11 protein-coding genes and 1 riboswitch are annotated in these 13006 nt (G+C 64.6%); of the genes, 3 read left to right on the top strand and 8 right to left on the bottom strand.

All coding sequences use genetic code 11. From position 1 onward, the window contains the following. Positions 1–66: 66 nt before the first annotated feature. The 5 genes from FHU13_RS06300 to FHU13_RS06280 all read right to left on the bottom strand — a co-directional run bounded on the left by FHU13_RS06300 (position 67) and on the right by FHU13_RS06280 (position 6881). Positions 67–1428, bottom strand: a complete 1362-nt coding sequence (locus FHU13_RS06300) for an amidohydrolase (protein ID WP_246714504.1) — start codon at positions 1426–1428, stop codon at positions 67–69. A gap of 101 nt (positions 1429–1529) precedes the next feature. Continuing rightward, the gene (locus tag FHU13_RS06295) at positions 1530–2159 is read right to left on the bottom strand and encodes a trimeric intracellular cation channel family protein (RefSeq protein WP_183435012.1); all 630 of its coding nucleotides are present in this window, start codon (positions 2157–2159) and stop codon (positions 1530–1532) included. 71 nt (positions 2160–2230) lie between these two features. Next, on the bottom strand, positions 2231–2965 hold the full coding sequence (locus FHU13_RS06290) for a L,D-transpeptidase (protein WP_183435011.1): 735 nt from the start codon (positions 2963–2965) through the stop codon (positions 2231–2233). Positions 2966–3280: 315 nt separating this feature from the next. Continuing rightward, positions 3281–3370: riboswitch (glycine riboswitch) on the bottom strand. A gap of 1969 nt (positions 3371–5339) precedes the next feature. Next, a complete protein-coding gene (locus FHU13_RS06285) occupies positions 5340–6464 on the bottom strand; it encodes a PQQ-dependent sugar dehydrogenase (RefSeq protein WP_183435010.1) in 1125 nt (374 codons plus the stop codon). Between the two features lie 126 nt (positions 6465–6590). Continuing rightward, positions 6591–6881 (bottom strand): hypothetical protein, encoded by a 291-nt coding sequence (locus FHU13_RS06280; RefSeq protein WP_183435009.1) that lies wholly within the window; start codon positions 6879–6881, stop codon positions 6591–6593. Between the two features lie 1651 nt (positions 6882–8532). On the opposite strand from FHU13_RS06280, the gene FHU13_RS27570 reads away from it, so the two are divergent. Further along, positions 8533–8763 carry a hypothetical protein gene (locus FHU13_RS27570; RefSeq protein ID WP_246714503.1) on the top strand — a complete coding sequence of 77 codons (231 nt, stop codon included), beginning with the start codon at positions 8533–8535 and terminating at the stop codon, positions 8761–8763. A 76-nt stretch (positions 8764–8839) separates the two neighbouring features. Here the strand turns inward: FHU13_RS27570 and FHU13_RS06270 are convergent, their stop codons facing one another. Together FHU13_RS06270 and FHU13_RS06265 are read right to left on the bottom strand one after the other, a co-directional pair. Then, on the bottom strand, positions 8840–9202 hold the full coding sequence (locus FHU13_RS06270) for a PilZ domain-containing protein (RefSeq protein WP_183435007.1): 363 nt from the start codon (positions 9200–9202) through the stop codon (positions 8840–8842). A 245-nt stretch (positions 9203–9447) separates the two neighbouring features. Beyond that, positions 9448–9711, bottom strand: coding sequence for a hypothetical protein (locus FHU13_RS06265; protein ID WP_183435006.1), 264 nt, complete (start codon positions 9709–9711; stop codon positions 9448–9450). A gap of 601 nt (positions 9712–10312) precedes the next feature. On the opposite strand from FHU13_RS06265, the gene FHU13_RS06260 reads away from it, so the two are divergent. Together FHU13_RS06260 and FHU13_RS27565 are read left to right on the top strand one after the other, a co-directional pair. Beyond that, positions 10313–10591 (top strand): hypothetical protein, encoded by a 279-nt coding sequence (locus FHU13_RS06260; protein WP_246714502.1) that lies wholly within the window; start codon positions 10313–10315, stop codon positions 10589–10591. 211 nt (positions 10592–10802) lie between these two features. Continuing rightward, a complete protein-coding gene (locus FHU13_RS27565) occupies positions 10803–11576 on the top strand; it encodes a hypothetical protein (RefSeq protein ID WP_246714501.1) in 774 nt (257 codons plus the stop codon). Here FHU13_RS27565 and FHU13_RS06250 read toward each other — a convergent pair. Continuing rightward, positions 11546–12955 carry an amidase family protein gene (locus FHU13_RS06250; protein ID WP_183435005.1) on the bottom strand — a complete coding sequence of 470 codons (1410 nt, stop codon included), beginning with the start codon at positions 12953–12955 and terminating at the stop codon, positions 11546–11548. The two genes, FHU13_RS27565 and FHU13_RS06250, sit on opposite strands and share 31 nt — an antisense overlap. Between the last annotated feature and the right edge of the window lie 51 nt (positions 12956–13006).

Genomic DNA, 13006 nt, shown 5'->3' with positions numbered 1-13006 from the left:
GAAGCTCAAGCCGGCGCGTTGCAAGTCCGGGGAAGAGCCGGGGCAGACGCTCCGGCTCCGGCCTCGTCAGCGTGCCTTCACATCCGAAGCCTGGGGCGCCAGCCAATGACCGGCAGCCGCAAGCATCGTCTCCACGCCGGTCCGAAGGGTTGGCGTCAGGACCGGGGCGAACTCCGGCGAGTGGTTCGAGGGAAGCGTGTCCAGGGTTCCGGCCTTCTCAGCCTCCGCGTAGCGCTTCGGATCGGTCCCGCCGACGAACCAGAACACCGAGGGCACGTCCCAGGCGCGGGCGAAGACGGTGAAGTCCTCGCTGGCGGCCGCGTTGCCGGCGGGCTGCACCCGGTCCGCACCCAGGCGTTGCTTCAGCGCCTCGGTCACCTTGGCCGTCGCGTCCTCGTCGTTCACCGTCAGCGGGAAACGTCCGAGCATCGTCAGGCGGGGCGGCTTCGGAGCGCCTGAGATCGAGGCCTCCCCTTCGACAACCCGCTTGATCGACGAGAGCACCTTGTCCCGCACCCCATCGTCGTAGGTCCGGACATTGAGCTGAAGCTCGGCTTGGTCCGGAATGATGTTGGCGCTGGAGCCGGCCTGAATCGACCCGACGGAAACCACGGCGCTGTCGGTCATGGAGACCTCGCGCGAGACGATGGTCTGCAGCCGCATCACCGTCGCGGCGGCCATCACCACCGGATCGATGGTCGATTCCGGGCCGGAGCCGTGTCCGCCGCGGCCGTACAACGTCACCTTGAGGCTATCGCTTTGGGAGAGCACGGGGCCGCTGGCGAGGCGCACCTGGCCGGCCGGGAACGGCAGCACGTGCTGGCCGAGCGTGACGACCGGCTTCGGGAAGCGCTTGACCATGCCGTCGTCGACCATGGCTTTGGCACCCTCGCCGATCTCCTCGCCCGGCTGGAACACGGCCATGACGGTGCCGCGCCAATTGTCCTTGTTCGCGGCTAGGATCTGGGTCGCACCCATCAGCCAGGTCACGTGCAGGTCGTGTCCGCAGGAATGCGCGATGGCCGTCTCCCGACCAGATGCGGGATCGGTCCCCTTCTTCGTGCTGGCATAGGGGAGGCCGGTGTTCTCCTTCATCGGGAGGGCGTCCATGTCGGCGCGCAGGAGCACGGTCGGGCCGTCGCCGTTGCGCAGGATGCCGACCACGCCGGTGCCGCCCACGCCCTTGGTGACCTCGAAACCCTGCTCCTTGAGCCATTTCGCGGCGATGCCGGCCGTGCGCTTCTCCTGCATCGAGAGTTCGGGGTTGGCGTGGATGTCCTCGTAGATGCCCTTCAGGGTTGCCAGCTGTTCCTCGGTCGGGCCGGGCAACCCCTTGGCGTCGGCTTGGGCGAACGCGGGACCTGACAGGGTCGCAAGGGACTGGAAGGCCGCCAGTGCGAGCCCGCAACGATGTCTGCCAATGACCATCTTGGCTTTCCCTTATGGTTGGACCGCGTGGGCGGCCCTTCGTTGAAGACTGTCGTTTCTGGGCGCCTCGAAGTCGGCGAGCCGCGACGGATCGGCCGACATCAATGATAGGGGATGCCGGCGCGAGGGCGATATCGCGGAAGCGTCAAGCCGAAGCGGAGCGATGCGGCCCGCACGAGCAGGGCGACGGCGAAGCCGAAGCCCAACGCGAACTCGCGCTGGGCATCGAGGAGGGTCAGGATCGCGAAGGCCGCTGCGCCGGCTCCCGCGGCCGAGGCATAGATGTCGCGACTGAGGATGACCGGGCTCTCGCCTCCGAGCAGATCTCGGATCACGCCCCCGAAGGTGGCCGTGACCACACCCATGACGATGACGACGAGGGGACTCGCGCCGGCCTGCAGGGCCTTCTCCGCCCCGGCCACGGCGAACAGGGCCAGACCCAGGGCGTCGAGCCACAGCAGGTACCGGTAGCGGGACTGCGGGATGTGGGCGGTGAAGAACACCAACCCGGCGACAAGCAGGCAGGTCAGCAAGTAGGCCGGCTGGACCGTCCAGAACACCGGCAGCCCGAGCAACAGGTCCCGCAGCGTGCCGCCGCCGATGCCGGTCGCCGTGCCGAGGACCGCGAAGCCGACGAAGTCCATCTCCTTGCGGGAGGCCGCGAGGGCGCCCGTGACCGTGAAGACGATCACGCCGATCCAGTCCAGGGTTGCGGTAGCTGTCTCGAACATGTTGTTTCGTCTCGGGTATCGGTCGCGCTCGACGTCGCGGGAACGGCAGTGCTCCGGCTCGTCTCAACGTCTCACCTGAAGAGCAGGACTTGATTGTCCGAGCGCGGGCGCTCGTCCCACTCGCGCTGCACCATGACGTCGGGCTGAGAGGTCTTCACGATTACGATCGTGCCAAGCGGGACGCGGCCGTACAGGTCGAGGATGTCCTCGTTCAGCAGCCGGATGCAGCCGGAGGAATCGGTGCCGCCGACCGTCCAGGGCTCGTTGGTGCCGTGGATGCGGTAGAGCGTGTCCCGCTCGCCCTGGTAGAGGTAGAGGGCGCGGCACCCGAGCGGGTTGTTGACCCCCGGTTCGACGTAGCGAGGGATGTCGGGCCGGCGCTTCAGCATGGCCGCGGTCGGCCGCCAGCCCGGCCACTTCGCCTTGCGCTTGATCAATGCGATGCCCGACCACGTGAAGCCGGCCCGGCCCACGCCGATGCCGTAGCGGATCGCGGTCCGGTCCTCGCGCACCAGGAAGAGGAAGCGCTGGTGCGTGTCGATGACGACCGTGCCCTCACGCTCCGGCCCATCATAGTCCACGAGCTGTCGGCGGAACTCCGGCGGGACGAGGGCGAGGTCGACCTTCGGGATGTTGAATGGCTCGTCCGGAATCTCGCCGACGTACCAGGCATCGCGGGTCGGCGGTGCTTCGACGGGCTGCGGCACCGTCGATGGCTCCGGCTCACTGTCCCAGAAGAATGCCTGCGCCCGTGCCGGGGCGAGCACGGCGCCAGCGAGGAGGAAAGATCGGCGGGTGGCCAACATCGGATGACATCCAGGATGGGGGGCGGAGGCGCCGGCTCGCGCAGGACCGGACACGCCGCATGGTCGATGCCGTGCACGCGTCGTCGCCGCGGCCTACGGCGTGAGCCGGCCGGTGCGGATGGGAAGGGTGTGTCGAGCGCGAAAGCTCGGCGTGTCGGGCTATGGGGACGTCATCGCGCAGGCCTCCAAGGTTGCTCCGCACGCGTCATGCGTGCGAGCCCCCTCTGTCATCGGCCTGAGAGCTTCGACGCGGCCTCGGGAGAGGCCACGACTTACACCATCGGCGGGAGCTGCCGCTCCGCTTTCCAGAGTGTTGAATGACGGGCGGTCCGGGTGCCTGAGAGTTTCCGGGGCGGTTGCTCCTTCGGCGGCCGGTCCAAGCCGGCTCTCTCCCGCGCGTCGATGTCTCGTCCCTTCTAGCCCCGAGCGACGCGACAAGCCAGACAATTCGTTAGCTTGCGATCTAAAATGTGCGCCTGGACACGCCAGCGGACTGGACGAAGGCCAGGAAGTGCCCAGTTTGCAGGCCGCACGACCTCGTCGGTGCGGATAGACTTTGGTCCCGACGCCATTCGCGTTGAGGGGATCGACCCCGAGGCAGTCCATGGGCGACGCGGTGGCTGTCGGTTCAGGGCAAGGCGTTCGCGGCGGAGGGGTGGACGCGCCCCACCTAGAGAAGGGCGCGAGCACGCTCCTATCGGTAACGCAGGGTGAGGCTATCCGCGCGGACAGGCTTCGCTCTGCCCGTTGCGGGCAACGTCATCCCGCCCATTGCAGACGTGACGGCCCGACCCGGGCGGGTCCCAGGCGTCGGGACACTGACCGTGCTTTCCTATGCTCCCTCGGCCTCGAAGGGTCACACGAACTCCACCTCGTTCCTGTCGTAGAGGACGGGCCCGACATGACGAGGCCGATCAGGTGGCGCAGGACGGCAGGCTCGGGGATGTTCAGGGTCTTACCGTCGGCGAGGAGGCCGATCTCGTCACCCCAGCGCATGTACGACGATGTAGGACTGGAGGTGGACCGTCCGGTGGCGAAGTAAGCCGGCCGGTCATGCAGGTGTCGCTGATGAGGCCGTACCTGCTGATGTCGTGGCCGCCGCCGATAGGTCCGCCTCTTCTTCCACACCGGACATCCGAGACGGCAGGGGCGAAGGTCCGCTTGGGGCAGGAGCTTGCGTTCAGCTAGTCGAACGCTTGAGGTTGACTGGTGTGGCCAATCGGCTCACCCAGCACGCCGCTGGAGCGATCAATGACGCGTACTACCTCGGAGTCGTAGTACTATTTCGATCCTACCCTTTTGGTGTCAGCCCTGCTCCCTTGCGGCCGTTCTTCCTTGCCGCAGGCTGTGCCATGCTCAACCCCTGCGCGCTGAATACTGAGACATCCCAGGCCCTTGAAGCCACCGGATGGGCGCGCGGAGGTAAAAGCGAGTTGAGGCGTAGTCGAGGAGGATCACTCGTGAGCGACCATAAGGACGGCTACGTACAAGCCTTACGTGATCTGAAAGCGTGGCATGGAAGGCAGCTCTTGCGCCGACATTCCAGTCCGGCATGGGCGGCTTCACACCAAGATGCGATTGAGTTGATTGATAATCTTTTGATCGCAAAGAACGCTCCGATCGCCGCGGTCGAGGAACTTGCGTCCGCGGTGCCACTTCAGAGCAGGTCTGGTGCCAAGCATTAAATCTCAGCGCACTGCACTGCCGACCGGCCCGATCAAAAGTCTCCGCTGATGATCCAATGAAGGGTTGACCAGCCACGGCGAGCCCAAACAAAGAAGCCGCGCTTTTTGGAATTCATCCCCTGTTTGGTGGCCTTTTGCTTTCGCCATGGCTTTTGGATGCACGTTGTTCCTCGGCCGCCAGCGCCGAAGGCCACCGTCAGCTGAGAGCGAGCCACTTCGAGCCCAGATCTTGATCTTGCAGGTCTTTTCTCTGCTTTTAGACTTGCCTTACGGGTCTCTGATCTGAATCGCGTAGTGCGAATTGCCTAGCGAAGGCACATACATGGACTCGTGCCGATGCGCGTCTTCTTCGACATGCGGTGGCCCATGGGATTAGAGTCCGAAGTAACTAGGCTTGACCTCGCAAGCGCTGAGATAGCGTATATCGAAGCCTACAAAGCCGTTCCAGGGCTGTAGGTGTGACCCGGAATGCGAATTAGAGGCCAATTGGCGTGCTAAGTGGTTGATCTTCAAGGAAAAGGGGCGGGCCCCTTTTGGATATTGATCACACCGAGAGCCGCTCGGGCATCGAAAGCCTGCCCCGGCATTGCACGCCGTATTGCGCAACACTCGATCCGAGAACGCCATTGCGCGGCTTCTCCCAAGGGCGAGATGTTCGTGGAGCTATTCTCTCGCGGAAGCAGATGAGTTCAGCGCCCCGGCTTGAAACGCAGGATGCGTCCCTGATCTTCGTCGGTCAGGAGGTAAAGGAGACCGTCCGGTCCTTGGACAACCTGCCGGATGCGCTCGCCCATTGGAATGCGCTCCTCACTGGTGACCCGCGACGCGACGAGGGTCAGGCGAATGACAGCCTGTGAAGTCAGTCCAGCTAGAAACAGGTTCCCACGCCAACTCGGAATGGAGCCGCCCGTGTAGAACGCTATTCCTGAGAATGAGATCGAGGGTGACCAGTGGTACGCGGCATCGTCAAGGTCGGTCCGTGTCGATGGCTTTGGGATTGCGCTCCCATCCATGTGCTCACCCCAACTGACCACAGGCCAGCCATAGTTGCGCCCTGGCTCAATGATGTTGATCTCGTCCCCACCGGTGGGCCCGAACTCGCCTTCCCAGAGAGCACCGGTTGTTGGCTGGACCGCGAGGCCTTGGATGTTGCGGTGACCGTAGGACCAGATCTGGGGCCGAGCGCCCTTATGGTTCGCGAACGGATTGTCGGGGGGCACCGAGCCATCCGGGTTGATGCGGATGAGCTTGCCGACGTCGGTCGAGAGGTCCTGGGCAAGGCCCGGGTTGAACCGGTCGCCGGTTGAGATGAAGAGCTTGCCGTCTGGCGTGAAAAGAAGGCGAGAGCCAAAGTGGCCAGCGTCACTGCTACCCACCGGTTGCTGCCGAAAAATGACTTGGAAGTCCTCCAACGCGGTTTGGTCTGAGTTGAGCCTTCCACGCCCAGCGGCTGTAGCCGCGCCGCTCTCGCGCGGTTCGCCGTAGGTTAAATAGATAAAGCGGTTTTCTGAGAAATTGGGATCTGCCGCCACGTCTAGAAGCCCACCTTCGCCGGTATGGACGGGCGGAGTTCCGCGGAGCGGGGGCGAAACTTGTCCGCCTGCTGAGACGATGTGCAGGCGGCCAGCACGCTCGGTGACCAGCATGCCTCCATCCGGCAGAAAGGCTAGACCCCAGGGATGGTCGAGGTTGCATGCAACGGTCTCTACGACGATCTCGCCCTTCTCAGTGCGGAGGCGCTCGGGTGGTCGCGCCTCGGCTGGGTGCAAAGCCATTGTGAGCACGGCCGCGGTCGCAACGAGAATACGGATCACAGCGCTTCCCCAGACAAAGCCTCACCCTGCAACCAGGAAAAGCTCGCTCGGGATCAAGGAGCAACAAGAGTGAGGCTTTGGAGATCGCGGACCGGCTGCCGAGATGGGAAGGGGGAGCCTTGCTTGTTAGGCGGCCTGCGAGGGCTTGGTTGTCCGGATGGTCAGAGCACCGTCTACCACACGACGTCGCTCAGCCAGGGAGCGAAGGGCGCCAACCATTGCATCGGTCTGCTGATCGAGATCGTCGTCACTCCTCCACTCGGAGCCGCGATGCCATGCCAGGAAGAGAGCTGCGCAAAAACCGGTAGAGCTACCGACGAGCGGTCCGGCTATGAGAGCCAGAGGTAGGCTGGCCGAGGCCGTGACGAATATCGTCAGAATGCCAGCCGTAGTGCCCGCGAACATGATCAGGAACATCGACGCCCTCGCGGCCGCTGCGCCTCGGCTGTGCGGCTTGCGTAAGAGTGCCGGCAAGAGGAGTTAAGAGGTGGTTATCGCGGAGCTGATGATCTCCGGCGCGCAGCTCGCCTTTTGGGAACTGCGCCAGTCGTAAGACCTTTGTGCGTCATCTTTAGAGGCGACACCTCAGCCTCCTCCGCTAGGCGCGCGCTGGCCTCGGAGGCGCGCCAGTACAGGAGTGCTTGCGGCCAGGAGCCCAAGACACGCCGGGGAACTTGGGGCAATGCCTCGTAACGCCTCGAACAGACGCAAACATTGAGGAGGCTGAAAGGTTGAACCCGGCAGGGAGGAAAATGGCCTCTCCTTGAGGAGGCACTCACGTCGAGATCTTCGAGACCCTGCTGGGACTGCTCGCGGCCTGCGTCGTCCTCGCCTTGGTCGCGCGCCGGCTAGACGTTTCCCTCGCGGTCGTCCTCGGCGGCATGGCGCTCACCCTGATCCCAGAGTTGTCGGCCGACAGTGCTGGGGGCGCCATCTCCTGGCGGGACGGCCGGCGGCAAAACGTGCCGAGCGGCCCAAACGCCTTCTTCGACCGCGCCAACTATCCGGCCCTGTTCACGTGAGCGGAAGCCGCTCGCAGCAGATGACCGCTGACCGGGTACTGTGTGGGCAGCAAAGCCATGCGGAGGTAGGTATCGAGCACCTACCTCCGAGTAGTTCAGCGACCTTACTTCTGAGGCATCAGGCTCTGCGCCTGCTTGAGCGCTTCCCGGCAGCCTTGGTCACCCTTCGCGTTCAGATCCACAGCACGCTGCAGAGCCATCTTGGCCTGCGAGACCTTGTCCTCGGAGGAGCGCTCCGGAGAAGCCTTCGCATCCCCGCCTTGTGCCGCTGCTGCAGCCGCGGTCGGGCGGTTCTCTGACTGCCGACGCACATCTTCAGGCGAGGTCGCAACGCGCCCGGCCGCAACGCCATCCGCTTGGCCCGTTCCTGTCGCAGCGCCAACAGGTCCCGACACACCGCCCACTGTACCTGGAGTGCCGCCGCTTTCACGGGAGGCACCACCCTGCTGCGCGCGATCCGTGTCCCGGGTGCCGACCGGCTTAGCCGTGCTGCCCGTGGTGCTGCCTGTCGTGGCGTTTTGACCTGCTGTATCGTTGGGACCCTTTTGCTGACCGTAATCCGGCTCCGAGACCGGGGCGCCTAGGCCGACCCGTGTACCGAGTTCCCGCGTCAGCTTCGCAATGTCATCCGAGCAGGGACCGCCCTCCTGCGCGGAAGCTGGGGGGGCAAAACCAAAGGTGGTAAGAGCGATAGCTCCGCAAAGTAGGTGCAGTCGGGACATTGATTTCCTCCAGCGCTTCTCGATGGCTCTTGCTCAACCTCGCAAGTCGGCGCAGGTTCAGTTGCGCAGATCCAGCAAAGGCCATTCTGAGGAAAATTGGCCTTCTCCTAGGTTAAGCTTTCGTGCCTTGTGATAAACGTGGGCTTTCAGCCTCAAACTACTGACAAGATTGCTTTCCTGCGCTGCTGCCGCGGGACGGCCTATGACAAGGTCGAGCGGAACTGCCGGTGGCTCGCTGCCCTGGCGCAGGCTGAACTCTTCGGTCGGGCGCTGCCGGCGGCGGATTCGGCCCTGGTAGCGGACATCCGCCCCCGCACCGAGACAATGGCGACACGCCCCACCCGCGCGGAATGGCGCGAGATCCCGGCGCCCGTGGGCGGCGCTCTGGCGCTGATGGGTAAAGTCGCAGGCGCCGAGACCCATTGCGGCGTCTACCTCGCGCAGGACGGAGGTCTGATCCTGCAGACCGACGAGCGGCACGGCGTCCTGCTCGACCCGCCGCTCGAACTCGCCACAGCGCGCCGATGGCGGCTGACGTACCTGATCCCCTCTTGAGGAGAGTGACGATCAAACCATTCGGCTATCTGCCGCGGGGGCTGCATCGCAGTCCCAATCGCGATGATTGAATGTGTTAGTCGCGTGAGCGGAAGCTCCGACGTGTGCCGATGCGGTTGTATTCGGCCGGGGTGGTGCTCGCGGCGGCATCGCTGGTAGGTGCCTGCTTAGGCGCGGGTAGCTTGCCGATTTTCAATATCGTGAGCCCGACGAAGTGGCCGCGCCGCCAAGCCTGCTGGACGTTGAAAATTAAGTCTCGGCCAACCACCCTGATGTTGAATGTATGAGGTATCGTCACCTCAGACGGCAAGGCCACTTTCATTCCCAAACAAGAAACGTCCTTGATTGAGCAGGGTATTTCCTGTCCATCTGCCAAGCGTATAATTGATATCCAATCTACATCGGTCCGCTCGAAGGCACGATTTGTGATCTCGGACATGATCGACACGCAGTGATGTTTAGAACACCTAGATATAACGATCTTAATATTTAGTTAATGTCTAAATTCTGAGCTTTTTGCGTCGAGAAGTGCAGCACACATTCACTTGGTATGTTAAGATACAGTCAGCGTTCTCATTGGCGGGGTCGGCTTCTCCGATGGCGAACGGGCTGGGTAAGCTGCACAAGGCTCCCCGGCCCGAATCCTTCCTCATCGCCTGTCTGCAAGTTTAGGCACGTTGCAGCTTAATCCTGCCCTTGCTGCTGCTCTAGGATCATGCTTTCGAGCGTCTCAAGTGCTTCGCGAAGCGCTGCCTTCGCAGCGCCGATTCCGACCTGCCTCAGGTCAGCTTCGGTTTGATCGCCCGGCGCCCCGATTGGCACCTGTATTCTCACTTCGGTGTGCCGTAATTTTCCTGCCACGTAATCGTCACTGGTTTTGAAGAGAACGACCGCGGCACTGTCTCGCAGCAAATCCAACGTCAGCGTATCCAAGGTCATCATCGCCATCGAATTCTCCATCGGCAAGTTTCCTTACTTCGATGGTGAACGGGCCGTGTGATGAGCACAAGTCTCCTCATCCCGCATAAATCTCGTCATCGAGGCTCAATGACCCTCGTCGCCACCGCGAACGTCGCCAGGCCGACCCGCGGCGAGCCCGTGCGGCGGCCTGATCGGCGCCGTCGCCGGCTCCACGATCGTCGCCCGGCACCAGCCGCCGCCCGGCCGGAAGTCCATCGTCTCGGTTCACCGCCGCGGCGAGACCTTCCTGCGCCCGACGGATGCGGCCGTGCGCCTGTGCGCGGACTGGCGCCGTCCCTTGATCGGGCCCGACGACACCGTTCTGATCACGGTGGTGCCGCTCTGCGGCAAGGGAATGTCGATGGGACGCAGATCGAGTTCCTGTACGGTCAGCCCTCGACCATCGCGCCGGGCGACGTGGTCTCCTCGCCATCGGTCGGCGGGCAGGAGATGCCGCGGCCGGGCGGCAATCCCGAGTGGACGCCGTGGTTCCGGCTGATCCCACAAGGCGTCACCGCCGACGTGGCGCCGATGTCGTGGGCCTACCCGGCGCTCTACCTGGGTGTCCTCGCTGGATCGTTAGGCTCCGATGGTGGGCGGTGTCATCTTTCAGGGGCAGGAGCTCGGTGCGGTCGCCACGAAGAAGCGGGGCAACTCGTCCCGGCAGGGCCATGTCGGCTTCATCGTCGGCGCCAGTGCGAGCCAGATCCTCCTGCTCGGCGGCAACCAGGGCGATGCCTGGTCGGTCGCAGCCTTCCCGCGCAAGGAGTTCACGTCCTTCCGCTGGCCGCCCGACATGCCGCTGCCGGCGCCGCACACGCTGCCGACGACGATCGCCGGGGCGCGCTCGGGTATGAGCGAGGCATGAGCACAACGGGGCAGCTGCAGGAAATTGTCGACCGCTGGCCAGACGAAGTCAGCGCAGCGGTCTCACACGCTGGTCAGACAAAATCGACTCGGCGGTCATGCCTCATGCCTCGCATTCGCTCAGCGCTCAAGCTTTTCCCGACGCGCCTGACGAATTTTTGATCCCGAGCCGGCCGAACCCACCGCGCATCCCCCCTATCAGGACCATCATCATGACCCGCGTGCTTCTGCTCGCGGCGCTGGCGCTCGCCTGCGTCGCGTCTCCGGCCCTCGCCGCCGAGGTCGCCCCCGTCAGAGAGACGGCGGTGATCCTGCCTTACGGCCAGTGGATCACGGCCATAGCGCAGACCGCGGCCGAGATGCTGATCCCGGTCATCGTCGCCGTGAGTGCCGCCGCCGCGGCCCTCCTGGTCCCTCTCACCGGCTTCCTGAAGACCTTCTTCGATTACCGCATCGAGGCACAGAAGGCGGAGGCGCTGAAGCCGGCATTCGCCCGGGATGTGGCACAGGGTGCCGGCGGGGTCCTATGCGACAGCATGGCGGTTGCTGACCTTACCTCAGCGATCGAGGGGCTGACTTTGGCGATCCGGGCGGATACGGCCTCGGAGGAGGCGGAGCATGCCAGCCAGTTTGCTCAGGTGCTCCAGCGTCTCACCGACGTGCTGAACCACCACGATGACACCCATAGACACCCGCCGCGAGGAGGGCGACGATGCCCCCCTGCATCGCCACTCTTGGATTATGAGGGGTCCGCTCGGGGTGGGAAGCGGCGGTTCATCAGTTTGGTGCTGAACAGGAGGATCCCGCCACAACCGGACTTTCTGTTTTGGTTGAGCCAGGGTCCGCTTCTGCCGCAAGAGATAGCCTTCGCACTGTCCGGAGGCGCCGCAGCAACGCTGCTCAGAACAGCCTCGTCTGAACCGAGCCCCCCGACCATCCTCACCGCGGCCGCCCCTCACGGCTCTGTAAGCGGACGAAGATTATAGCCCGGCGGCTTCGCCCGCTCGATCGCCGCAGCCGCTCGCATCACATCGAACTCGCCGAGAGTGCGGCCCACGATCTGGAGGCCGACAGGCATTCCATCCGAGGCAATTCCCGCGCAGACAGAGACTGCGGGCTGGCCCGTGAGGTTGAAAGGATAGGTGTAGAAGGCCCACGAGACGAGGCTGCGATCTTCCAGCCCCTCCGGGATGTTCCTGCCTGCTTCCAAGGACGAGATCGGCAGTGTCGGTGACACGAGGACATCGTAGCCGGTGAAGAAGTTGACCATCCGGTCCCGCAGCGCGTAGCGCGCGAAGACGGTCTCGTAGTAGGTGCGCATCTCCTGAGCGAGAGCGGCGTCGAGCACATCGGCGACAGCGGGGTCCAGCAGATCGCGGCGGCTTTCGAGAACGCCGCGCAGGCGAGTGCCGATGCCGGCGTAGAACTCGGCAGTCCAGAGAGCGGCTGGATCGGACTCGAAGACGGTCTCGACCTCTTCCACGATCGCGCCCTGGTCTGCCAGCGCCATCGCAGCGGCACGAGCAATGGCGGCGACCTCCGGGTTGGGCCGCGCGTAGCCGAGTGTCGCGCTCCAAGCGACCCGCAGCCCGGCGATGGAAGCCTTTACCGCGCCCAAGAGGTCTGGAACCGGCCCGGCCACTGCGAAGGGATCGCGCGGATCGTGGCCTGCGATTGCCGCTGTCAGCAAAGCGGCATCGGCTACGTTGCGAGCAAGCGAGCCGACATGTGCCAGCGTTGGCGTTGCCGAGGTCGGCCAGACTGGGACCCGCCCGAATTGCGCCTTGAGCCCGACGAGACCCGTCAGCGCTGCGGGAATGCGCAGGGAGCCGCCACCGTCGGTGCCGAGTGCGAAGGGCGTGATCCCGGCTGCCACCGAGGCGGCCGCGCCGGCGCTCGATCCGCCCGGTGTCTTCGCCAGATCCCAGGGATGGCGGGTGATGCCAGTGAGCGGCGAGTCGCCGACGGGCTTCGCTCCGAACTCGCTCGTGGTGGTCTTCCCGATGATGATGGCGCCGGCGGCACGCAGGCGCTCGACGGCGGGCGCGTCGGCGGCGGCGATGTTGCCGGCCGTGGCCCGCGAGCCGGAAGCGTAGGGTTGGCCGCCCACCGCGATTAGATCCTTCACCGAGACAGGCAGGCCGTGGAGCAGCCCGAGAGGTGAACCGCGCATCACAGCCTCCTCGGCCCGGCGCGCCGCGCTGCGGGCCTCCTCCGGCGTCAGGTGGCAGAAGGCATTCAAGGAGGCTTGGCTCGCCTCGGCACGCGCGAGGGCGCGCTCCGTCAGCTCTACCGGCGAAATCGCGCGAGCCGCGATCAGGCGGCGCAGCTCAAGCGCGCTCATGAAGTCGAAGTCGCTCGTCATCGCTCCACTCTCTGCAAGGGAGGCGCGGCGCCCGAGGGGGCGCCGCCATGG

Source organism: Methylobacterium sp. R2-1 (assembly GCF_014191355.1).
Lineage (GTDB): Bacteria > Pseudomonadota > Alphaproteobacteria > Rhizobiales > Beijerinckiaceae > Methylobacterium.
Note: the sequence above shows the minus strand (reverse complement) of the source record. Positions and strands in the feature narration are given on the sequence as shown.

Excerpts from the sequence above, each read along its gene's own strand:
- FHU13_RS06300 (WP_246714504.1), bottom strand. The coding sequence starts at position 1,428 with ATGGTCATTGGCAGACATCGTTGCGGGCTCGCACTGGCGGCCTTCCAG.
- FHU13_RS06295 (WP_183435012.1), bottom strand. The coding sequence starts at position 2,159 with ATGTTCGAGACAGCTACCGCAACCCTGGACTGGATCGGCGTGATCGTC.
- FHU13_RS06290 (WP_183435011.1), bottom strand. The coding sequence starts at position 2,965 with ATGTTGGCCACCCGCCGATCTTTCCTCCTCGCTGGCGCCGTGCTCGCC.
- FHU13_RS06280 (WP_183435009.1), bottom strand. The coding sequence starts at position 6,881 with ATGTTCCTGATCATGTTCGCGGGCACTACGGCTGGCATTCTGACGATA.
- FHU13_RS27570 (WP_246714503.1), top strand. The coding sequence starts at position 8,533 with ATGGCGACACGCCCCACCCGCGCGGAATGGCGCGAGATCCCGGCGCCC.
- FHU13_RS06270 (WP_183435007.1), bottom strand. The coding sequence starts at position 9,202 with ATGTCCGAGATCACAAATCGTGCCTTCGAGCGGACCGATGTAGATTGG.
- FHU13_RS06265 (WP_183435006.1), bottom strand. The coding sequence starts at position 9,711 with ATGGCGATGATGACCTTGGATACGCTGACGTTGGATTTGCTGCGAGAC.
- FHU13_RS06260 (WP_246714502.1), top strand. The coding sequence starts at position 10,313 with ATGGTGGGCGGTGTCATCTTTCAGGGGCAGGAGCTCGGTGCGGTCGCC.
- FHU13_RS27565 (WP_246714501.1), top strand. The coding sequence starts at position 10,803 with ATGACCCGCGTGCTTCTGCTCGCGGCGCTGGCGCTCGCCTGCGTCGCG.
- FHU13_RS06250 (WP_183435005.1), bottom strand. The coding sequence starts at position 12,955 with ATGACGAGCGACTTCGACTTCATGAGCGCGCTTGAGCTGCGCCGCCTG.